At 59.2% G+C, this 22420-nt stretch carries 19 protein-coding genes; 7 read left to right on the top strand and 12 right to left on the bottom strand.

The genetic code is table 11. The annotated features are described in order from the left end of the window. Positions 1–56 precede the first annotated feature (56 nt). Positions 57–806: a hypothetical protein gene (locus tag FHT73_RS03825; protein ID WP_112606328.1), complete on the top strand. Its 750-nt coding sequence runs from the start codon at positions 57–59 to the stop codon at positions 804–806. 52 nt (positions 807–858) lie between these two features. Here the strand turns inward: FHT73_RS03825 and FHT73_RS03820 are convergent, their stop codons facing one another. The 3 genes from FHT73_RS03820 to FHT73_RS03810 form a co-directional block, all read right to left on the bottom strand. After that, on the bottom strand, positions 859–2604 hold the full coding sequence (locus tag FHT73_RS03820; RefSeq protein ID WP_183709921.1) for an ankyrin repeat domain-containing protein: 1746 nt from the start codon (positions 2602–2604) through the stop codon (positions 859–861). 164 nt (positions 2605–2768) lie between these two features. Next, the gene (locus FHT73_RS03815) at positions 2769–3593 is read right to left on the bottom strand and encodes a PD40 domain-containing protein (protein ID WP_183709914.1); all 825 of its coding nucleotides are present in this window, start codon (positions 3591–3593) and stop codon (positions 2769–2771) included. 31 nt (positions 3594–3624) lie between these two features. Then, a complete protein-coding gene (locus FHT73_RS03810; protein ID WP_112334832.1) occupies positions 3625–5304 on the bottom strand; it encodes an NAD+ synthase in 1680 nt (559 codons plus the stop codon). 419 nt (positions 5305–5723) lie between these two features. Between FHT73_RS03810 and FHT73_RS03805 the strand changes: the two genes are divergently transcribed. Further along, positions 5724–6260, top strand: coding sequence for a DUF1003 domain-containing protein (locus tag FHT73_RS03805; protein WP_112606322.1), 537 nt, complete (start codon positions 5724–5726; stop codon positions 6258–6260). Positions 6261–6263: 3 nt separating this feature from the next. Here FHT73_RS03805 and FHT73_RS03800 read toward each other — a convergent pair whose 3' ends face one another. The 5 genes from FHT73_RS03800 to rpiA all read right to left on the bottom strand — a co-directional run bounded on the left by FHT73_RS03800 (position 6264) and on the right by rpiA (position 11211). Next, on the bottom strand, positions 6264–6689 hold the full coding sequence (locus tag FHT73_RS03800) for a GFA family protein (protein WP_112334831.1): 426 nt from the start codon (positions 6687–6689) through the stop codon (positions 6264–6266). 157 nt (positions 6690–6846) lie between these two features. Beyond that, entirely contained in the window at positions 6847–8220 is a 1374-nt protein-coding gene (locus FHT73_RS03795) for a 3-deoxy-7-phosphoheptulonate synthase class II (RefSeq protein ID WP_112334694.1), read from the bottom strand. A gap of 154 nt (positions 8221–8374) precedes the next feature. Next, positions 8375–9760, bottom strand: a complete 1386-nt coding sequence (gene gor / locus FHT73_RS03790; RefSeq protein ID WP_183709912.1) for a glutathione-disulfide reductase — start codon at positions 9758–9760, stop codon at positions 8375–8377. 181 nt (positions 9761–9941) lie between these two features. Continuing rightward, positions 9942–10496, bottom strand: a complete 555-nt coding sequence (locus FHT73_RS03785; RefSeq protein WP_112334692.1) for a DUF2059 domain-containing protein — start codon at positions 10494–10496, stop codon at positions 9942–9944. Positions 10497–10509: 13 nt separating this feature from the next. After that, positions 10510–11211, bottom strand: a complete 702-nt coding sequence (rpiA, locus tag FHT73_RS03780) for a ribose-5-phosphate isomerase RpiA (protein WP_183709910.1) — start codon at positions 11209–11211, stop codon at positions 10510–10512. A gap of 195 nt (positions 11212–11406) precedes the next feature. On the opposite strand from rpiA, the gene FHT73_RS03775 reads away from it, so the two are divergent. Continuing rightward, positions 11407–12081 carry an HAD family hydrolase gene (locus FHT73_RS03775; RefSeq protein WP_112334690.1) on the top strand — a complete coding sequence of 225 codons (675 nt, stop codon included), beginning with the start codon at positions 11407–11409 and terminating at the stop codon, positions 12079–12081. Between the two features lie 72 nt (positions 12082–12153). On the opposite strand, the gene FHT73_RS03770 is transcribed toward FHT73_RS03775, so the two are convergent. Beyond that, on the bottom strand, positions 12154–14052 hold the full coding sequence (locus tag FHT73_RS03770; protein WP_112398365.1) for a L,D-transpeptidase family protein: 1899 nt from the start codon (positions 14050–14052) through the stop codon (positions 12154–12156). Between the two features lie 402 nt (positions 14053–14454). Here FHT73_RS03770 and fumC point away from each other — a divergent pair, with 402 nt between their 5' ends. The 3 genes from fumC to FHT73_RS03755 all read left to right on the top strand — a co-directional run bounded on the left by fumC (position 14455) and on the right by FHT73_RS03755 (position 18999). Continuing rightward, positions 14455–15846 (top strand): class II fumarate hydratase, encoded by a 1392-nt coding sequence (fumC, locus tag FHT73_RS03765; RefSeq protein WP_183709908.1) that lies wholly within the window; start codon positions 14455–14457, stop codon positions 15844–15846. A gap of 279 nt (positions 15847–16125) precedes the next feature. Continuing rightward, positions 16126–17733, top strand: a complete 1608-nt coding sequence (locus tag FHT73_RS03760) for a fumarate hydratase (protein ID WP_112334687.1) — start codon at positions 16126–16128, stop codon at positions 17731–17733. Positions 17734–17931: 198 nt separating this feature from the next. Then, positions 17932–18999, top strand: a complete 1068-nt coding sequence (locus FHT73_RS03755; RefSeq protein ID WP_183709906.1) for a GGDEF domain-containing protein — start codon at positions 17932–17934, stop codon at positions 18997–18999. A 54-nt stretch (positions 19000–19053) separates the two neighbouring features. Here FHT73_RS03755 and FHT73_RS03750 read toward each other — a convergent pair whose 3' ends face one another. Next, on the bottom strand, positions 19054–19662 hold the full coding sequence (locus FHT73_RS03750; RefSeq protein WP_112606310.1) for a pyridoxamine 5'-phosphate oxidase family protein: 609 nt from the start codon (positions 19660–19662) through the stop codon (positions 19054–19056). A 56-nt stretch (positions 19663–19718) separates the two neighbouring features. Continuing rightward, entirely contained in the window at positions 19719–20684 is a 966-nt protein-coding gene (locus FHT73_RS03745) for an alpha/beta fold hydrolase (protein WP_183709904.1), read from the bottom strand. A gap of 45 nt (positions 20685–20729) precedes the next feature. Here FHT73_RS03745 and FHT73_RS03740 point away from each other — a divergent pair, with 45 nt between their 5' ends. Next, the gene (locus FHT73_RS03740; RefSeq protein WP_112334683.1) at positions 20730–21215 is read left to right on the top strand and encodes a MarR family transcriptional regulator; all 486 of its coding nucleotides are present in this window, start codon (positions 20730–20732) and stop codon (positions 21213–21215) included. On the opposite strand, the gene FHT73_RS03735 is transcribed toward FHT73_RS03740, so the two are convergent. Continuing rightward, entirely contained in the window at positions 21209–22408 is a 1200-nt protein-coding gene (locus FHT73_RS03735) for a low temperature requirement protein A (RefSeq protein WP_183709902.1), read from the bottom strand. The two genes, FHT73_RS03740 and FHT73_RS03735, sit on opposite strands and share 7 nt — an antisense overlap. Positions 22409–22420 lie beyond the last annotated feature (12 nt).

Raw genomic sequence — 22420 nt, 5'->3', positions numbered from 1 at the left:
GTTAAGCTGCAGCGTGTAATCTTCAGCGAGTTAAAACCGCTTTCGAGAGCAGCACCGTGAACCGCGGCATAAAACAAGCTTCCATTGCCCTCTTTTCCCTGCTGACGGCCACGCCGGCCCTTGCACAGGCCGATCTCTGCGACGAGCTGCGCGGCCGCTATGTCGACATCAATGAGGTGATCGGCGCCAGCCAGGAAACGCGCCAGCTCTCGCGCGCCATCGTGCAGCAGAACCTGATGATCCGCCGGACGATGAGCGACCTGCGCAACCAGGGCTGCGCCGAAGGCGACGATGGCGTATTTGGCGGCCAGGACAATCAGGGCGTCTGCGACGACATCAGGCAATCGATCGATCAGATGCGGCAGGATCTCTCCCTGCTGATGGATCAGCGTGAGGAAAGCGTCGGCCGCGTCGATGCCGTAGCCATGCAGCGCCGGCAGTTGCTGGATACGATGCAGCGCAACGGCTGCAGCCTGCCGGCTTCGGCCACCCCGGATATCGTGATCGACACCCACACGAAGATGGACGCCTATGCGCCGCAGGAGCAGTCCCTGGCCAAGCCTGAAAGCTCCATTACCGTCATCGAAACGCCAAGGCTTCAGAAGAATTCGAGCCTCGAACAAAAGCAGGCGCCCGCGCCGGCGCCCAAGATAACACAGGCGCAGCCGCAGCAATTTCCGCCGGATCGGCCATACGATCCCTCAGCCCATAAGGTGCGCCAGGTCGGCCCCCAATTCCTCGCGACCGACCAGGGCAGCATCGATCTCAAGCATCCCAAAGAAGCCGGGCCGCAGCCGACGCAATAATGCGCGGCCAGCCGTTTCTCATTTTCGCCTGACCCGCCCTGCTTCCAAGGTTTTATGCCGATGCGGACTGGCGCAACAGGGAGATGACGGACTCATCACCCGCCTCCTGTGCAAGATCGCGGTAAGATCGTCCGGAGGCGTCCCTGACCGAGCGATCCGCCCCCTTCGTCAGCAGGAAGCGCACCGCCTCGCCGCGTCGATTGGCAATGGCGAAGCCGAGCGGCGTCATCCAATCGCGATCGGTGGGCTGCCCATGCGAGCGGAAGTCCCCGAAGCGGATATTCACCTGCTCGGGATGCTTATCGAGAATGGCAGCCAGCTGATCGATTGTGCCGAAAGCGGCCGCCGCGAAAATATCGAGCGGATGGGCTTTCAGAAACTCGACCATCTCATCCTTGCCGTTATATTCGGCCCAACCGATTGGCGGCGCATGAAAATTCGGATCGCGAACGGTGGTATCGGCTCCATGCGCGATCAGCAGTTTCGCCATCTCCATATGGCCATGCAGTGCCGCCTCATGCAGCGGTGTGCGGGTCGTCATGGCGTTGACGTCGAAGCCCAAAGCCAGCATGCGGCGCACGGCCTCCAAGTCGTTTTCCCCGGCAGCGTCGTGGAGCATGGCCGGATGAGCCCGCTGCATCGCAGCTACGATATTAAGATTGCTTCCGCCCTGCATCTGCTTGAAAATCTTTATGATCTGCTCGACGTCGACGGCACTTGTTTTAATCTGAATATAGGCCCAATCCTCCGGCTTCAGGCGAACCGCGACGGCACCCTTCTGAACAAGGTATGCCGCCAGTTTGCTATCGCCACTTAGGCGAGCCCATTCATAGGGAGTCCTGCCGCTAACGGGCATTTGGACATCAGCGCCATGTTCTACCAGTAGGCGCACGCGCTCACCCATGCGATGTTCCAGCGCCCAGGCAAGCTGATAGTCGAAAACGGTCTGCGAGTTCTCGACGAACTTGCCATCCTCGCGCACGAGCCAATTGTTCTTATCCCCGGCGGACAAGCCATATTCGATCAGCAATTTCAGGCATGTATTGTCGGGTTCGAACATGCGGTTGTAGAGCGCCTGGCTGTCATTGGCTTCGGCTCCGGCATCGAGCAACAGCCGCGCGAATGCCTCGCATTCCGGATGCTGAGGCTGGCGCTCCTTCCCGGCCTCGCCTTCGCCGAAGACGCCGGTCAAAACGGTGAAGCGATATTGACCGGCATCGAGGAAGAAGGCGTTGACGTCGGCCCCACGCCTGACCAACTCGCGGGCTGCCGGCAGACTGGAACGACCCGGCACGCGAGCATAGGCCGCGCACATCAGCGGAGTGAGATCATGCGGGCCGCCCCTGCGATCGAGAAGCTGTGGCTGACGATCGAGCCAGCGACTTACACGGTCGGCATCGCCAAGCGCAGCAGCGACGTGAATGCTTTCATCGGCAATCTCCGGATGAGCCTCCAGCAGTCGCAGCGCCTCATCGAAGCGCGCGGGATTGGCGGGAATATTGGCAAAGTAAGAAACCGTCGCCAGTGACAGGAAACGGTTGGCGAGCTGGTCCCGTGGAACATGCTTACGATCGTCGCTTTCCAGATGCGCCTTGAGCTTCGTCCAGCTGGAAAAGCCGAATTCGCGGGCAAGAACAAGCTGAATGTCCTGCAATCCCACATCTGCGACGTCGGTAAAATAGGGCGCAACGCGGCTGCGCGCCGAAGCATCGCCGGCTTGAAGGGCCTTGAGGAAAGACTTGGCCTGTTTTTTCAGGGAATCGAGAGTGGCGTCGACAGCCAAAGAGCGCGTGGTCACGATAGACCTCCTTCCATTTACGTCCGGTATCCGCGCCCACAGACTGAAAAGAGGTGTGGCAGTCTCACTTCATATGCATCAGGTGGGCCTAGCCCTTCCCGCGGATCGGATGCGCCCTGAGAACGCATCCAGATCTATCGCGGCAGTTGCGGTCTGTCCAGAGCTCAGGCCGGCTCATAGCGGACGTAGGCGAACTCGTCCCCATCCGGTGACCAGTTCGGCACATTGATTGATCCCTGCCCGCCGAAGAGCTCGAACAGCGTCGTGAGATTGCCGCCATCCATGTCCATCCGCCGCATCCGCACATTGAGATCGCGCGGATGATCGAAGACGTCGGGATCGTAGGAGATCAGGACGACCTTGTCGTTTTTTGGCGACGGATGCGCGAACCAATTGCCGTAATTGTCGTCGGTCAGTTGCTGCAAGCCGGTGCCGTCGAGACGGATGCGCCAGATCTGCATGAGGCCGGTGCGGCTCGAATTGAAATAGATCCATTGCCCGTCGGCCGAATAGTCAGGTCCGTCATTACGGCCCTCGCCATGCGTCAGTCGGGTCTCTTCGCCACCATCGATCGAGATCGTATAGATATCGAAAACGTCGTTGCGGATGCCGCAATAGGAGAAGCGCTTCCCGTCCGGCGACCAACCGTGCCAATAGGACGGCAGATTGGTCGTCACCTGCTTTGGTGTGCCGCCCTCTGCGGGTAGAACATAGATGCAGGATTTACCATGCTGCGTCTTGTCGGAAATCGCGATCAGCGAACCATCCGGGGAAATGCCGTGATCGTTGTTGCACTGGGTCGCAAAGCCGGTATCGACCTGGGCGATGCCGCTGCCATCCAGCGGCAGCCGGTAAAGTAGGCCGTCGCCATTCAGCAGCAGATATCGGCCGTCAGGCGAATAGTTCGGCGCTTCGATCAGCTGGTCCGTTTGCCAGACGATCCGGTTTGCACCCGTACGGATATTATAGATCTCGACCGAGCTGCGCATTCTTCCTCTCCCTTGCCGCTGGATACCGCGATCAGCGATCGCGGAATCGGTTGGTGATCGGATAGCGACGGTCGCGACCGAAATTCTTCTTGGTGATCTTCACACCCGGTGCCGACTGGCGGCGCTTGTATTCTGCTAGATAAAGCAGGTGTTCGATGCGATGTACGGTCGCGACATCATGGCCCCGGGCCACGATCTCCTCCACCGACATCTCCTTCTCCACCAGGCATTCGAGGATATCGTCAAGCACCGGATAGGGCGGCAGCGAATCCTGGTCCGTCTGGTTAGGCCTCAATTCCGCCGAAGGCGCCTTGTCGATGATGTTATGGGGAATGACCTCACCCGAGGGGCCGAGCGCACCGGGGGGCACATGCAGGTTGCGCCAGCGCGACAGCGCATAGACCTGCATCTTGTAGAGATCCTTGATCGGGTTGAAGCCGCCGTTCATATCGCCATAAAGCGTGGCGTAACCGACAGACATCTCCGACTTGTTACCCGTCGTCACCACCATCGAGCCGAACTTGTTGGAGATCGCCATCAGAATGGTGCCGCGCGCGCGGCTCTGCAGGTTTTCCTCGGTGATGCCGCTTTCCGTACCTTCGAAGAGATCCGACAAGGCCGAAGTGAAGCCCGTCACTGGATCTTCGATCGGTACGATATCATAGCGGCAGCCGAGCGCCTTGGCGCAATCGGCCGCATCCTTCAATGAATCCTGCGAGGTGTAGCGATATGGCAGCATGACGGTGCGCACGCGTTCTTCGCCGAGCGCATCGACGGCAATCGCCGCACAGATCGCCGAGTCGATGCCGCCGGAGAGGCCAAGCACGACCGACTTGAAGCCGTTCTTGTTGACATAGTCGCGGAAGCCCAGCAGGCAGGCGCGATAATCCGCCTCCTCGCCTTCCGGAATATGGGCCATCGGGCCTTCGGCACAGTGCCAGCCATCGCCGTTCTTCTTCCAGGTCGTCACGGCAAGCGCGGTCTCGAACTGACTCATCTGGAAGGCCAGCGTCTTGTCTGCGTTGAAGCCGAAGCTGGCGCCGTCGAAAACCAGTTCGTCCTGGCCGCCGAGCTGAGCGGCATAGATCATCGGTAGGCCGGTTTCGAGAACCTGCTTCAGCACGACCTGATGGCGGATATCCACCTTGCCGCGATAATAGGGCGAACCATTCGGCGACAGCAGGATTTCAGCGCCACTCTCAGCCAGCGTTTCGCAAACGCCGAGTTCACCCCAGATGTCCTCGCAGATCGGAATACCCAACCTAACGCCGCGAAAATTGACCGGACCGGGCATGGCGCCCTGATCGAACACTCGCTTCTCGTCGAACTCGCCGTAGTTCGGCAGGTCTACCTTGTCACGGACGGCGATCACCTTCCCGCCATCGAGCACGGCAATCGAATTATAGCGCCCAGTTTCGTCCTGTCGGGGAAAGCCGATGATGACGCCGGGGCCGCCATCGGCCGTATCCGCGGCCAGAGCCTCGACCGCTTTCCAGCAGGCGCGGATGAAGGCCGGCTTCAGCACGAGATCTTCCGGCGGATAGCCGGAAATGAACAATTCCGTCAGCAATACGAGCTGCGCGCCTTCGCGCGCGGCTTCGGCGCGGGCGTCACGCGCCTTGGCGAGATTGCCGGAGACATCGCCGACCGTCGGATTGAGCTGCGCGACGGCGATGCGAATGGTGTTGGTAATCTGGCTTTGCTCTGTCATGCCATACATTTAGCGATGCCATCTTCCTTCCGCAACCGCCTTCCTTCCCGCACACGCATCAAAGATCACGCCACCCGCATAGGCGGTATTTTTGCCCGGAAAAATACCAAGCTAGCCTTGCAAAGAAGACTTTGATCGCATTGATCATTGAAGCCGCGATGGCAGACACTCCCTTCATCGATGCCATGAATGCCGATGCTTTATTACGACATAAAGGACCCGATCTTCGACATTATCATGGACGGCGCGAATGCCTGGGTGCGGCAGGTCGGATACTCCAAACCTCGGAGCGGCTAGCATGCGCTCTGGCAGCACAGCGGCAAACCGCCTCGTGATGTTTGGTACCCTTCCCTCGTTGCATTTTTGCCCGTTGGTCGAATAGTTGCATTCAACGCCACTTGGACCTCGGAGCCCTCCCAATGCATAATCTTCCCAACTTCGTTCATCTGCATTTTGACAAGACAGCCGATCAACTCGGCGATATCGAAAAGCGCGTCCTCAAAAAGGCGCACGAGCGGAAAGTCATCTCCACCGATGTCAATGCAGCTATCTCGGCGGAATCGTCCAGAGGAGAGCGTCTGGCTGATGGCATTGCCCGCGTTGGCGGTTCATGGTCCTTCATCACTGCCTTCCTGCTGTTTCTGGTCTTCTGGTGCATCGTCAACACGATCCTTCTCAGCACGAACGCCTTCGACCCCTATCCTTTCATCTTTTTGAACCTCGTTCTCTCCATGCTCGCCGCGATCCAGGCGCCGATCATCATGATGTCTCAGAACCGGCAGGCAGAAAGGGACCGCTTCGAGGCAGCCAAGGATTACGAGGTCAATCTCAAATCCGAGCTGGAAGTGCTATCGCTGCACCAGAAGATTGATATGCAGGTGTTGACCGAGCTCGCAGTGGTGCGGGAGGAGCTCGCCAAGCTCAGCAAGCTCGTTACCGAAAGAGGCAGTATCTGAGGGTCAATCGAAGGGGCCGGCCGTCAGCAATCCCGGTCGCCCCTGCCGATATTGCGGCAGTCCGTCGCTGATCTCGTAATAGTCGCCCTTGTCGGCACAATAGATGTGATAGGCTATCTTGAGACCGCTCGGCTGGTCGAACAGACCGGCCATGATCGATATTTCATCGGCGCTGTCGGCCACCCAAAACAGGGCCGAGCCGCAAGTCTTGCAAAAACCGCGCCGAGCGAATGTGCTGGCACGATACCAGGTAATGGCCTCTTCCCCCTCGATAACGAGATTTTCGCGCGCGACGTTGGTTGCGGCGTAATAGAGACCGGTCTGCTTGCGGCACTGCGAACAATGGCAGGCAACAACCTCGCGTAATTTGCCGCGTGTCCTGAAACCTACGCTGCCGCAAAGGCAGGCTCCCGTGTGTTCGTCGCTCATCATTGCTCCCTTTATTTCAGGGCAGCCTTCCCGAGAACGGCACTCGGGTCAATTTCAAAGAAATGAAGCGTCTTTCAGCCGCGCTGATCGGTCCAGCCCAAAAGCAAACGGGCCGGTTTTCGCCGGCCCGTTCGATAGGTCATGAATAAGGCTTCACTCAGCCGTGCGCACGCATGCGCTTCTCGTCACGGCCGCCCTTCATCCGCTCGGCGAGCAGGAAGGCAAGTTCCAGCGCCTGGTCGGCATTGAGGCGCGGGTCGCAATGGGTGTGATAGCGATCCTGAAGATCCTCGGCACCGACGGCGCGGGCACCACCCGTGCATTCGGTCACATCCTTGCCGGTCATCTCGATGTGGATGCCGCCCGGATGCGTGCCTTCGGCACGGTGGATCTGGAAGAAGCTCTCGACTTCCGACAGGATGCGCTCGAACGGACGCGTCTTGTAGTTGTTGAGCGTGATCGTGTTGCCATGCATCGGGTCGCAGGACCAGACGACCTTGCGGCCTTCCTTCTCGACGGCGCGGATGAGGCGCGGCAGGTTGTCGGCAACCTTGTCATGCCCAAAACGGCAGATCAGCGTCAGGCGGCCGGCTTCGTTCTGCGGGTTCAGAATATCGATCAGATTAAGCAGATCGTCCGCCTGCAGCGAAGGCCCGCACTTCAGCCCGATCGGGTTCTTGATGCCGCGGAAATACTCGACATGGGCATGATCGGCCTGGCGCGTGCGGTCGCCGATCCAGAGCATGTGGCCCGAGGTCGCGTACCAGTCGCCGGTCGTGGAATCGACGCGGGTGAAGGCTTCTTCATAGCCAAGCAACAGCGCTTCGTGGCTGGTGAAGAAATCCGTTTCGCGCAGGCTCGCATTGCTCTCGGCGGTAATGCCGATCGCACGCATGAAATCCATCGTCTCGCCGATGCGGTCGGCAAGCTTGCGGTAGCGTTCGCCCTGCGGGCTATCCTTGACGAAGCCGAGCATCCACTTCTGCACGTTTTCAAGGTTGGCGTAGCCGCCCATGGCAAAGGCGCGCAGCAGATTGAGCGTCGCAGCGGACTGGCGGTAAGCCATCAGCTGACGTTCCGGATTGGGGATGCGTGCGTCTTCGGTGAAATCGATGCCGTTGATGATGTCGCCGCGATAGCTCGGCAGCGAGATACCGTTCTGCGTTTCGATGTTCGACGAGCGCGGCTTGGCGAACTGACCGGCAATACGGCCAACCTTGACGACCGGCAGCTGCGCACCGAAGGTCAGAACGACAGCCATCTGCAGGAAGGCGCGGAAGAAGTCGCGGATCGTATCGGCGCCATGCTCGGCGAAGCTTTCGGCACAATCGCCGCCCTGAAGCAGGAAGCCATTGCCTTCGGCAACATTGGCAAGATGCGCCTTCAGACGACGGGCTTCACCGGCAAAAACGAGCGGAGGATAGCTTGCAAGCTGAGCTTCGGTCTCTGCCAGCGCTGCCTTGTCCGGAAAATCCGGCACCTGCTGGATCGGTTTCTGCCGCCAACTGCTCGGTGTCCAATTCTGTGCCATCTCACTCACCTGCTTGTGCGCCCGATCTTTCTCGGGCGGCCCATCATCGTAAATAACGCGCGCTTATAAACCTTTGCCGCCCGCTTGCAAAGGCGGGCAAACTACTGTGCGAATCTTTTATGGTGCAGCCGATATTTGCGTGAAAACGGGGGCGTTACACGCGCTCGCCATTGCGGATGCGGTAGCTTGGCGAATACATCGTCACCAATTCTTCCGCAGCCGTCGGATGGACGGCCATGGTGCGGTCGAAGTCGTCTTTGGTGCAGCCGGCCTTCAGCGTGATGCCGAGCAACTGCGCCATTTCGCCGGCATCGTGGCCGAGAATATGCGCGCCGATGACCTTGCGGTCCGCGGCATTGACGATCAGCTTCATGATCATCTTCTCGGCTCGGCCCGAAAGCGTCGCCTTCATCGGCCGGAACTGGGCGCGATAGACCTCCAGTTCAGGATAGCGCTTGGCAGCATCCTCCTCGGTCAGGCCGACGGTACCGATCTCCGGCTGCGAGAAGACGGCCGTCGGGATGAGTTCGTGGTCCGGCCGGGTCGGATTGTCCTTGTAGACGGTCTCGATGAAGCACATGGCCTCGTGGATAGCGACGGGCGTCAGCTGTACCCGGTCGGTGACGTCGCCGAGAGCGAAGATATTCGGAACGGAAGTCCGCGAATATTTGTCGACGATAACAGCGCCCTGCTCGTTGATCGCGACACCGGCGGCCTGAAGCCCGAGATTTTCTGTATTCGGCGTACGGCCAAGCGCCAGCATGACGGTATCGACCGTCAGCGCCTTGTCGTTCTTCGTCCGAACGCTGAGCCTGCCCTCTGCCTTCTCGACGTGCTCGATGATGTCATGGCAGAGAATACGGATGCCTTTCTCCTCCATGGCCTCATGCAGGCCTTTGCGCAGGTCGTGATCGAAGCGTGACAGGATCTCGGCACCACGATAGATCAGCGTCGTCTCGACTCCGAGCCCGTGGAGGATATTGGCGAACTCGACGGCAATATATCCGCCGCCGGCGATCAGGATCGATTTCGGCAGTTCCTTCAGGTGGAAGGCCTCGTTCGAGGAGATGCAGAGCTCATGGCCGGGCAGCGCCGTATGCAGGTTCGGCCTGCCGCCGGTCGCAATGACGATCGTCTCGGCGGTCACGGTCTGCCCGGTCTTCAGCAGCTTGATCGTATGGGCATCCACCAGCTCGGCGCGAGTATCGAAGATCTCGGCCTTGGCGTTGTCGAGCCCTTTGCGATAGAGGCCCTCCAGCCGGGCGATTTCCTTGTCCTTTGCCTCGATCAGCTTTTTCCAGTCGAAGCTGCTCTCGCCGACCGTCCAGCCGAAACCGGCCGCATCCTCGAAGTGCTCGCTATACTGCGAGGCATAGACAAACAGCTTCTTCGGCACGCAACCGCGAATGACGCAGGTGCCGCCATAGCGATACTCCTCGGCGATGCCGACCTTCTTGCCGAGCGATGCGGCCACGCGTGCGCTACGCACGCCGCCGGAGCCGCCGCCAATCACGAAAAGGTCGAAATCAAACGAAGGCATGGATCGCTCCTGTAGACGTCAGACGCGCGCGAAGCGCCAATGGGGGTCGCCCTCATATAGGGAGCCGGGACATAAAAAGAAAAGCCCGGAATCGATCCGGGCCTCGAATTTCAACTGCCTGCCGTACGCACCAAAAAGACGAAACATCTCTTTCGGAACGAATGCAGCAACGACGCGTCGCTTACTGCTTCGGCGCCGGCTGAGCGGCCGCACCGGCATCCGGCGTAACGACCGGCTGCTTGACGACCTTCTGCAGGGCATTGTTGCTCTGCTTTGCGAGATCGCGCGAAATGCCCTGGCTCCAGATATCGGCAGCCTTGTAGAGTTCGCGGGTGGCGAGCGGACCATCCTTGAGAAGCTTCTTGCCTGCCGGCGAACCGTAGAAATCGGCGATCGCCTTGAGTTCGTCAGCCGAGAAAGCCTTGGCATAGGTGATGGCAGCTTCACGCTCAAGATCGGCACGACGTGGTGCGAGCGCGAGCGCGGTGGCATCGACGGTCGAATTGATCGCATCGCCGAAATTCGGGTTTGCCTGGATCATCGTGCTCTTCAGCTGCTCGGCGAGATTAGGCAGAATATTGTCGAACTGGTTGGTAATGCCGAGAGCATTGATCGCGGCGCGGGCAGCCTTGATCTGATCCTCGGAAACCTCCTGAGCGTTGACCGAACCGAAGGCAATGCCGGAAAGAAGAACGGTTGCAGCGGCAAGACGGCCAAGACCCGCAAATTTGATCATGAGATGAGTGCTCCTATGTATTGTTGGCCTGCAACGTGCGCGCACCGGCAGGGCCGGCAATGATCGCTAATGTCGCCATATGGATAAAGAGCCCGTGTTCGACAACGCCGGGAATCGAATAGAGCTCGTTCGACAGCGCCTCTGCATCAGGAATGCGGCCGAAAGATGCATCGACGATGTAATGCCCCCCGTCGGTGACAAAGAGGCTGTCACCGGAGCGGCGCATGTTCAGTGCGCCGGAAAGACCGATGCGTGACGCCGCCTTCTCGATGAGGATGCGGGTGGAAACGAGCCCGAACGGATTGACCTCGATAGGCAATGGATATGCGCCGAGCGTATCGACGACCTTGCTTTGATCCGCAATGACGATCATGCGGGCTGACGATGCCGCAACGATCTTCTCGCGCAACAGCGCGCCGCCGCCCCCCTTGATCAGCGTCAACGCGCCATCCAGCTCATCGGCTCCATCGATGGTAAGGTCAAGTTCGGGAAGCTCGTCCAGGGATTTCAACGGGACGCCGAGCTCATTGCAAAGCTTGGCCGTCCTTTCGGACGTCGGAACGCCTTGGATCGAGAGGCCGGCAGCAACCTTTTCGGCGAGCAGGCGAACGAATTCCTCCGCCGTGGTGCCGGTGCCGATCCCGAGCCGCATGCCGCTCTCGACATGAGCGAGCGCGGCTCTCGCAGCCTCAATCTTCATCTGGCGGGCGTCCATGCGCCACCTGCTCCCATTGTTACGTTGGTCTGCTGTTTACACGGCTCTCCAGCCAAACGAAAGCCAAAATAACGGCATGATATAGAAATCCCCGGCCCCTTCCCGCCAAGGCATTCCGGCACTTCAGTTGCAATTGCCTACGCGATCTTTTAACTCCAAAAGACGCACTCTTTTCTCTGCAAAGGCCGATTCCTAGTGAAATCCCCCCTTGTCGTATTCGATCTCGATGGCACGCTGCTGGACACGCATGCGGACCTGATCGTCAGCCTAAACCATACGATCGCGGCGCTCGAACTTCCCCCGGTCAGCTACGACGACGTGACACATCTCGTCGGCAACGGCGCGCAGGTCATGATCGAGCGAGCATGCAAACTGCACGGCTATATGCTGACATCGGAAGAATTGCCCGCCCTTCTGCAGCGCTTTATCACTCATTATTCCGAAACCATGCCAGGCGTGACGCAGCCTTACCCGGGGCTGCTTGCAGCTCTCGATACGCTGAAGAGCCAAGGCTATAAGCTCGCCGTCTGCACCAACAAGATGGAATCGCTGGCGCGCACCTTGCTCGACCGGCTGAAGTTGACCCATTACTTCGAGGCCATTACCGGCGGTGACACCTTCACCGTCCGCAAGCCGAATGCCGAGCACCTGATCGGCACGGTCGAACGCGCCGGCGGCGACATCGCCCGTACGATCATGATCGGCGACAGCATCAACGACATCCTCGTCGCCCGCAACGCCGGCGTTCCCTCGATCGCCGTCCCTTTCGGTTACTCCGATGTCGGCATCGAAACGCTCGGACCGAACCGCATCATCTACCACTACGACGAACTGACGCCCGAGCTGGTCGAGGGATTGCTGGCCGCCTGAGGGGCATCAGCCTTTAAACGAAAAAGGGCGACCGATGGGCCGCCCTTATTCGTTTTCGCCGCTGAACAGACTTTAGATCTGAGCAGTGCGTGCCTTCGAGGTCGCATCGAGCGCCTTCTGCGTGGCGGCGTCACGATCGTAGACGTCGTTGAAGTACTGGATAACGCCATCCTTGTTCGGCCAAGCCGTGAAATAGGCGATGTAGATCGGGAATTTCTGCGGCACGGCCACAGCCTTGTTCTGGCCAGTGGCGATCTGCTTGGCGACGTCATCAACCGTGGTGTTCAGCACGGCGGCGGCCATCGCGCGCGGATCGGCAAGGCGGACGCAGCCGTGGCTGAGTGCGCGCATATCCTTCTTGAAGAAGCTCTTCTGCGGCGTGTCGTGCATGTAGATCGCATGCGAGTTCGGGAAGAGGATCTTCAGTTCACCGAGTGCGTTGTCGCTGCTCGGCGGCTGGCGAACCGAGATGCTCTTCGTCGAGCCGTACCAGTCGACGCTGGACGATGCGACGGCGCGGCCGCCGACTTCGACCTGATAGCCCATCCGATCGAGATAGTTCGGATCGGAACGCAGCTTCGGCAGCATCTCATTGATGATGATCGACTGCGGAACGCCCCAGAACGGATTGAATTCGACCGTCTGCACCTGATTTTCGAAGAAGAAGGTCTGGTGCTGCTTGCTGCCAACGACGACGCGCATCGACAGCTGCTCCTGGTTATTATTGTAGTAATAAACCATAAAAGCCGGCTGGTTGATGAAGACATAGCGCGGGCCAAGCTCAGGCGGCAGCCAGCGCAGCTGCTCCATGGCGATGACCAGCTTCTGGATCTTCACGTCATTGTTCTCGCCGACCATGGCGCGAACGGAGGACGAGCCGATCACGCCGTCGGCCGTCAGACCCTTCTCGCGTTGGAAGTCTTCAACCAGCGACACGAGTTCGGGCGTATAATCCGGCGTGCCCAGATAGGCATCGAAAAGATCGGCATGGGCGGCCTTCAGCGCATCCGATCCGCGGTGCTGGATCGCCTTGACGATGTTGGCCATTTCCGGGGAGCTGCCGCCCGGCTTCAGAATTCCGCTCAGCGAAATGGAGATATGGCTGCCGTCTGATCCGGATTCCGCACGAAGTTTCGCGAGCTCCGCCTTCAAGGCCAGGAATTGCTGATTGGATGGGTTTCGGCTGTTCAGATAAGCTGGAACATCCGGGCTGGCGCGCAATACGTCGAGCATCGCCGTCAGATTGACGTCCTTGCGCTTGAAGTCGTGATAGCCGGAAATCTTGTTCGGGTCGAGGCGACCCCGAACCGTATCCTGAACGAACATCAATATCTTGCTCGATAGCGCGAGCTCGAATTGCATGAGCGCGCGATCGCGCATGACCGGATCGGCGTTTTCCGCATCGGCACTGGGCAAAGTTACCGCATAATCGGCGGGATCGAGGCCGACGGAACCCGCATCGGCAAGAGCCGCCATGGCAGCCTTCGCCTTGTCGCTGACGGCATGATCTGCAACCCAGAGAAGCGGCTTGCTCTGATCGGCATAATAGGCTTCGATCGCCTTGGCGATGTCATTGGTCGCCATGACGCGCGCATCTGCCAGATAGCGGCGCTGCGAAATCCCGGTGTCGATCGCGACCGGCGAGGGAGAAGCATCTGCAACGGCACCCGTTACGACCGGGTCGGCGAAATGCGCCGTCGACACCAGGCGCATCTGGTCGGCCTTATAGGTATAATATTTCGGCGCATCGACGGTCGGCAGCGGCTGCTTTACTCGCGGAGGCTGATCAGGATCCAGCGTCTGCACCGGATTGACAGGAACGGGAGCCGAAACCTGCGTGCTCTGCTGACGGCCCTGGCCGCCGCGGATGAAATCCATGAGGGTCATGGCACTCGCAGAGGTTGCGCCTATCGAAGAAAGGCAACAGGAGAGAGCCAGGACGGATGCGGTGGCTTTGGAAGCAAGTTTCATTCTGTAATCAGTCCCTGTATCGTGCGATGACTTCGAGCTTGACGGTGCTGTTTTCAACTCGGCCGCGATGTCTTCGACATCGTATACTCACACTATGAAAACGGCGAGGCCCGCCTTTCGTTCAATGCCTCAACTTCATGTGACGAAGCGGTGGCGTCTTTCGCGGCTCAGTCCACACAAAAATATGAAATTATTGGTTAATGCTTTATTGAATTTTTGAAGACTTTTTAAGCGCCCGAAAATGCGTGTCCGTTAATATATGCGCAGCGTGTTAAAAAGAGCACGCCGCACCAAGCAAAACATGACTATAACAGTCACCAAATGGCGCTTTGATATTTTCATAGGGCCCTTTCGGACCTATATGAGCTGCTATCCGTCTCAATGGAAAGCAGGACCAGGAAGATGACCTCCACCCGCACCGAAACCGACACATTTGGCCCGATCGAAGTCGCCAGCGACCGTTACTGGGGCGCGCAGGCGCAACGCTCGCTCGGCAATTTCAAGATCGGCTGGGAGAAGCAGCCGCTATCGGTCGTTCGCGCCCTCGGCATCGTCAAGCAGGCGGCCGCACGCGCCAACATGGAGCTCGGCCAGTTGGATCCGACCCTCGGCAAAGCGATCGTTGCGGCGGCGCAGGAAGTCATCGACGGAAAACTCAATGAGCATTTTCCGCTTGTGGTCTGGCAGACCGGCTCGGGTACGCAATCGAACATGAATGCCAACGAGGTGATCTCCAATCGCGCGATCGAAATGCTCGGCGGCGTGATGGGCTCGAAAAAGCCGGTGCATCCGAACGATCACGTCAACATGAGCCAGTCGTCGAACGACACCTATCCGACAGCCATGCACATCGCCTGCGCCGAGCAGATCGTCCATCACCTGCTGCCGGCCCTGCGGCATTTGCATGCTGCTCTGGAAAAGAAGGTCGCCGACTTTGCCCATATCATCAAGATCGGGCGCACTCATACGCAGGATGCAACGCCGCTGACGCTCGGCCAGGAATTCTCCGGCTATGCCGCGCAGGTCGCCTCCTCGATCAAGCGCATCGAGCTGACATTGCCGGGGCTCTGCGAACTCGCCCAGGGCGGCACTGCGGTCGGAACCGGGCTCAATGCACCGATCGGCTTTGCCGAGAAGGTCGCCGACGAGATCGCCAAGAGCACCGGACTGCCCTTCGTTACTGCACCGAACAAGTTCGAAGCGCTGGCGGCCCATGACTCGATGGTCTTCAGCCACGGCGCCATCAATGCCGCCGCAGCTGCGCTGTTCAAGATCGCCAACGACATCCGCCTGCTTGGCTCCGGTCCGCGCTCGGGCCTCGGAGAACTCTCACTGCCGGAGAACGAGCCGGGCTCGTCGATCATGCCGGGCAAGGTCAATCCGACACAGTGCGAAGCGCTGACGCAAGTCTGCATCCACATCTTCGGCAACAACGCCGCGCTGACCTTTGCCGGCAGCCAGGGGCACTTCGAGCTCAATGTCTATAATCCGATGATGGCTTATAATTTCCTGCAGTCTGTGCAGTTGCTCGGCGACGCCGCAGTCTCCTTCACGGATAATTGCGTCGTCGGCATCGAGGCGCGCGAGGACAACATCAAGGCCGGTCTCGAACGTTCGTTGATGCTGGTGACGGCGCTCGCCCCGAAGATCGGCTACGACAACGCCGCCAAGATCGCCAAGACGGCCCATAAGAACGGCACGACCCTGAAGGAAGAAGCGCTGGCAAGCGGATTGGTGTCTTCGGAAGAATATGACACCATCGTCCGCCCGGAAACGATGATCGGCCCGAAGTGACATCACTGGACGGTGATCGTCCGGGCATGTTCTCCGATGTTGCAGCCGTGTGCATGGCCCCTCACCCCAACCCTCTCCCCGCATTGCGGGGAGAGGGCTAGGGTGAGGGGCCGGGCACAAGGTTTCGCCATCGGAAGACCCACCTGACCTGAGTATGCCCAATCAACGAACCCCACTTTGAAGTTTCAACTTATCAGCCAAACAATTGCTTTTGCCTCAAGCCGGATTTAGATCGTCTCCAAACATCTTCCCCGCCATCCGGCTTGAAAGGTTTCCCACATGGCTGATGATCTATTTCCCCTCGGCGACGACACGACCCCCTACCGCAAGATTTCGGGCGACTATGTTTCCGTCGACACATTCAAGGGCCAGGAAATCCTGACCGTCGATCCAGAGGGCATCCGTCTCCTTGCCGAAACGGCTTTCGCCGATATCAATCACCTGCTGCGCCCCGGTCACCTGAAGCAGCTTGCCTCGATCCTTGAAGACCCTGAAGCCACCGACAACGACCGCTTCGTCGCCTATGATCTGCTGAAGAATGCCAATATTGCCGCCGGCGGCGTGCTTCCGATGTGCCAGGATACCGGCACCGCCATCATCATGGGCAAGAAAGGCCGCCGCGTCTGGACCGAAGGCGGCGACAGTGCAGCGCTCGCCAAGGGCGTGCTCGACGCCTACGAGAAGAAGAACCTGCGCTATTCGCAACTCGCACCGATCAAGATGTTCGAGGAAAAGAACACTAGGAACAACTTGCCCGCACAGATCGATATCTACGAGGAAGGCACCGACGCCTACGAGTTCCTCTTCGTCGCGAAGGGCGGCGGCTCGGCCAACAAGACGTTCCTCTATCAGGGCACGCCGTCGCTGCTGACCCACGACCGCATGCTGGACTTCCTGAAGGAAAAGATCTTGACGCTCGGCACGGCGGCCTGTCCGCCCTACCATCTCGCGATCGTCATCGGCGGCACCTCGGCCGAGATGAACCTGAAGACGGTCAAGCTCGCCTCGACGCGGTATCTCGACTGTCTTCCCACGGAAGGTTCCGAAAGCGGGCATGCCTTCCGGGATATCGAAATGGAGAAGGAAATCCATAAGCTCACGCAGAGCCTCGGCGTCGGCGCACAGTTCGGCGGCAAGTATTTCTGCCATGACGTCCGCGTCATCCGCCTGCCCCGTCATGGCGCATCGCTGCCGATCGGCCTCGGCGTCTCCTGTTCCGCCGACCGCCAGGCGAAGGGCAAGATCACGCGCGACGGCATCTTCATCGAACAGCTGGAGACCGACCCGTCCAAGTACATGCCGGAGATCGACGAAGCCAAGCTCTCGGAATCCATGGTCCGCATCGATCTCAACCGGCCGATGGCGGATATCCTGGCAGAACTGTCCGCACATCCCGTCAAGACGCGCCTGTCGCTTACCGGCACCATCATCGTCGCGCGCGACCTTGCCCACGCCAAGATCCGCGAGCGCCTGGAAAAGGGCGAAGGCATGCCGGAATACCTGAAGAACCATCCGGTCTATTATGCCGGGCCGGCAAAGACGCCAGCCGGCTATGCCTCCGGTTCGTTCGGCCCGACGACCGCAGGCCGCATGGATAGTTACGTCGACCAGTTCCAATCCTTCGGCGGTTCCATGGTGATGCTCGCCAAGGGCAACCGCTCGCGTACCGTACGGGAAGCATGCAAGACATATGGCGGCTTCTACCTCGGTTCGATCGGCGGGCCGGCTGCCCGCCTTGCCCAGGATTGCATCAAGAAGGTGGAGGTACTCGAATATCCGGAACTTGGCATGGAAGCGGTCTGGAAGATCGAGGTCGAAGATTTTCCCGCCTTTATCGTCATTGACGACAAGGGCAATGATTTCTTTCAGGAACTTAACCTTGGATAGAATAGCTGTTTTGAATTGAGCATATCAAAAGGGGCGCATCGGCGCCCCTTTCTGTAAAACCCTCTTCAATTGTATTATTTTTTGAATAAAACCATAGTGACAGGGGATTTTTCATAACCATACTCTTAATATTTTCTCAAAGAATCTTTGCATAGATAAAGAAGAGTTTTAACAAATACATTATTACGGAGCTCACCGATGAGTACGGCGATTGCGCCAAAGGCGCAAATTCCCGACGTGGCAGGGCAAATTACCTACGCCATGCGATCCATGGGGGTCGCACCTATTCCGCGCAATTACGAACTTTTCTACGAAGCTTATATCGGCTCCAATCCCACTCTCACGCGTGAACTGGCGGCTCTGGGCAAAAACGCCGCCCAGGAGGAGCTGGACGCGATCGGCGCCAAGTATTTTCCGCATCATGCGGCTCGCGTCTTCGATGAAGCGCATACCCGCCTCGCCTCCGAACTCGATGCCGTCCTACGCGCCCTGCGTCAGGAACAGACAACACTCGAAAGCTATAACCGCCTGCTCGGCGAAACTAGTGAAAGCATAAGCTCCAGAAGCCACAACAGCGCCGAACTGCTACGCAGCGCCATTGACATGCTCGCCACAGCAACCGGCGATACGATGGCTCACGGTGAAAAGACCGTCGAGCATGTCGTGGAGCGCAGCCAGGAAATGGATCTGGTCCGCAAGGAGCTGGACGAATACAAGCGCATCGCCAACACCGATTCGCTAACCCGGCTTTCCAACCGCCGCGCCTTCGAGGACCGGCTGATCTCCATCTTCGACAACCAGCTTACCCGGCCGACGACCGCTCTGGTTCTTGCCGATATCGATCACTTCAAGCGGGTCAACGACACGTTCGGCCACCCGGTCGGCGACAAGATTCTCGCCACCGTCGCCTCCATCATCCGCGCCAATGTACGTCGCGCCGTCTTCGTCGCCCGCGTCGGAGGCGAGGAATTCGCTCTCATTCTGGAAGCCACCAGCATCGAGGAAGTTACGACGGTATGCGAACGGATACGTCGCACCCTCGAAGCGACGCCGTTCAAGAATTCGCGCACCGGGGTAGACTATGGTCCGATCACCCTCTCCCTCGGCATCTGTATGGCTTCGGAAGCAGCCGATTCCGGGGAGCTGTATAACAAGGCCGATCTGGCGCTTTACTGCGCCAAGAATGCCGGCCGCAATTGCAGCAGCGTCTATCAGGATGGCATGCAGAAGGATTTCACCAAAAGTTGGCTCATCTACAAGAATTAGAAGCGAAGCCAACCAACCGCCGGCGCTGCTTTCCCAGGCATGCCGGCGGCTTGCTTACCAGAGCGTTTTGGCCGCCCGTACGGGCGCCTCGCGATCATAAGTCTCCTGATCGAAATCGGCCTTCGCCGCCTTCAGCATCATACCCGGCGATGGCAGGCTTGCCGGATCGACGAACCGTTCCGCATTCCACAGCTCGGCCCGCATCACCGCCCGGGCACACTGGAAATAGACTTCCTCGATCGTAATCACGACAACGCAGCGCGGATGCTTGCCATCCATCTCGAAACTGTCGAGCAAGGCCGGGTCGATCGAGACGACTGCCCGACCATTGAGCCGCATCGTCGTATTCGATCCCGGGATGAGAAACATCAGCGCTATGCGCGGATCGCGAACGATATTCGCAAGAGAGTCGACGCGGTTGTTGCCGCGCCAATCCGGCAGATGCAGGGTCTTCTCATCCTCCACGCGAACGACTCCACCCAAGTCACCACGCGGCGAGCAATCAAGCCCCTCGGACGCGACCGTTGCCAGCGCCATGAAGGGCGATGCTTCGATCATTCGGCGATAGAGCGGTGTCAGAACGCTCGTGACCTTGGTGATCGACGCCTCGCCGGCGTCGCCATAGAGCTGCTTCAGTTCCTCGACGGATGTGACGATGTGCATGCGGCCTCACGCTTCTCTGTGGCATTCCACTCGAATCCGGGGCGGCGCAGACATTATTATGACGAGCGACGCAGCGGAGTTCGGTAGAACGATAACACTGTCCCGTCATGATTTTCGAGCGGATTTTCCTCTTGGAGGTCTTTAGCGAGGAAGTCCTTGATAGCCTCAAGCACGGGTGCGGCACTGACGATTCGCCGATGACCGAAGCCATTGGCCCAGAAGAGACGGACATGCGGACCCTCGGCCGCATAGCCGCGCGCATGATCGGCGCTCACTTCCTTGTCATCCTCGGCATGGATGACAAGAACTGGCCGGCTCGGATCGAGCCGGTCGCGCTTCTGGTCATAGGAAGCGAGCGTCCTGCCCGTTACCAGACGAACCTCGTCTTCCAGGGCCGCCTGGGTCGCAGGTCCGAGCCGCATCAGGCGGCCGAAATCCTTGAACAGCCAGCCCATGGCGCTCGGCGCACCGATCAACACAAGCTTGCCCGGACGAAGCGGCTCGATATCAGGCAAAAAGCCCGCGGATGCCAGTGCCAGGGATGCCCCACCAAAGGAGTGTCCGATCGCGGCATCGAAGGCTCCGAAACGGGCCGAGGCCGCGGCAATGGCGGAGACGGCCAAACGCACATTCAGGAATCGCCCGCCCGAGCGCCCATGCCCGGGAAGATCGAGCGAGATCACCTCCGCTCCATCGTCGGCAAGGAATGCAGCCAGTTCGGACATGTATTCACTGCTGGCACCCCAGCCATGGACCACGAGATAGCGTCTGCGCGGCCCCTTGGCTCCGCCATTGAAGCGGTAAGCCATGGCGCGGCCACCGGGAAACGGCAGCATCACCTGCTCCGCTGCAAGGAGACGCTGCCCGCCCTCCACATACGCAGACTTGGCCTTCGAGCCGCGCGGCCGACGCGATGGCGTCAGACAGAAAAGCCGGAAAGCCGCCTTGCCGGCGAGCCGCGGAGACAGCCTTTCGAGACCGGCGAGACCCGACCGGGTGACCTTGAGCGCAAAGGATGGCATAGTGGGAATCCAATAATGTTCAACTATGAACAATAAAGTACAACGATGAACAAAAATCAATCCCTTCCCTGGGACCATCCGCGTTTTCGAAGCTGGATCGCCGTGGCGCGCGCCTGCCAGCTGATGCAACAATCACTTGGACGGGCATTGACGCATCTCGACATCAAGCCACCGCACCTCGACATTCTCGTCAACCTGTTTCGCTTTGAAGGCATCTCGCAGCAGGAACTCGCCCGCAAGCTATTGGTCGGCCGCTCCAATATGAGCATGCTGTTGCCCCAGATGGAAAAGCGGGGACTGATCGAACGCCGCGGGGACAAGCAGGACAAGCGCGTGCTACGCCTCTATCTAACCGCAGAGGGCCGGCGCGTCACGGAAGAAGCCATGACCATCCAGACCACGCTCATCGACCGGATGCTCTCCGATGCGCCAATCGAAGAGTGCGAAGCGATCACCGTGCATATGGAGCGCGTCGTCAGCCTCCTGATGCAGGAAGAGCGTGAACCGCTGGAGCTCGCTGGCGATCAGTGATCGCCAGCTGAGCGCGCCGAAGGAACGACCCGGTTCAACGAGGCGAATTCCCAGATCGCAACGACGACGAGCACGGCCGTCGCCAGAATGCCGAGCTGATAGACCACGACCATCGGCAAGGTAAGCAGCAATAGCGCCAGCCCGACAAGCCCCGCCATATGCGATAGCGGCGGCCGGCCGGTGGTTACCCCTTTGAACCAGAGATTTCCAAGGAGGAAGACCGCCGGTCCGCCCAGAATGGCGGCCGCGGCATGCATATCCGCAGCATCATGCGGATGAGCAAAGAGAAATTCATCTCCGACGACGCTCAGGATAATTCCGGCCAAGATCGGAATATGCGCATAGGTGAATGCCTGCCTAGCGAGGCTGCCGGGCGTGTCGTCATGCTCGATGCGATGGGCCGCCCTTTCATGACCAAACTGAAAGTAAATCCACCACAGAGCAACCGTGCCGACGAAGGCGGTGACGAACACCGCGACGATCAAGGGCGTCACCGGCTGTTCAGCAAAGGTCTTGCCGGCCTGCAGCACTGCTTCGCCGAGACAGATGATGATGAATAGCGCACAACGTTCGGCCAGATGCGCGCCTGACACATTCCAATCCGCCGTCGTCGATTTGCCGAGCCCGGGTACCCGGAAGCCAAGCGCTGGAGCTGCATATTCGATGATGAGCGCGATCAGCCAAAGCACAATACGAGCCTCGCCCTCAACCAGCGCGCCTGATATCCAGAAGATGCCGGACAGGACGAGCCAGCTGGTGATGCGCAGGAAGTTGCGATGGTTGGCCGCGCTGGCATTCTTGAGGGCGTAGACTGTGAACAGCGAGCGGCCTACCTGCATGAAGACGTAGGCGCCGGCAAAGAAAATCGCCTTCTCGCCGAAGGCCTCAGGGATGGCAGCGGAAAGGATAAGTCCCGCAAACATCAGCGTGAACAGCATGATGCGCACCGGCATGCGGTCGGGATCGAGCCAGTTCGTTACCCAGGCGGTGAAAACCCAGACCCACCATACCGCGAAGATCAGCATGATAGCCTCGAGCGCCCCCCGTGGGGTGAAATGCTCGGCCAATGCATGCGCGAGCTGCGAGATCGAGAAAACGAAGACCAGATCGAAAAACAGCTCGACGAAGGAAACCTTGCTCTCGTTCTTGCTACCCTTGGCGCGAAGCCAGTTTTCCCTACCCCCAAGGATCATGCTTCCGTCCCC

The sequence above is a fragment of the Rhizobium sp. BK098 genome, assembly GCF_014193155.1.
Classification (GTDB): Bacteria; Pseudomonadota; Alphaproteobacteria; order Rhizobiales; family Rhizobiaceae; genus Rhizobium.
This window is presented reverse-complemented; position numbering and strand designations above follow the sequence as displayed.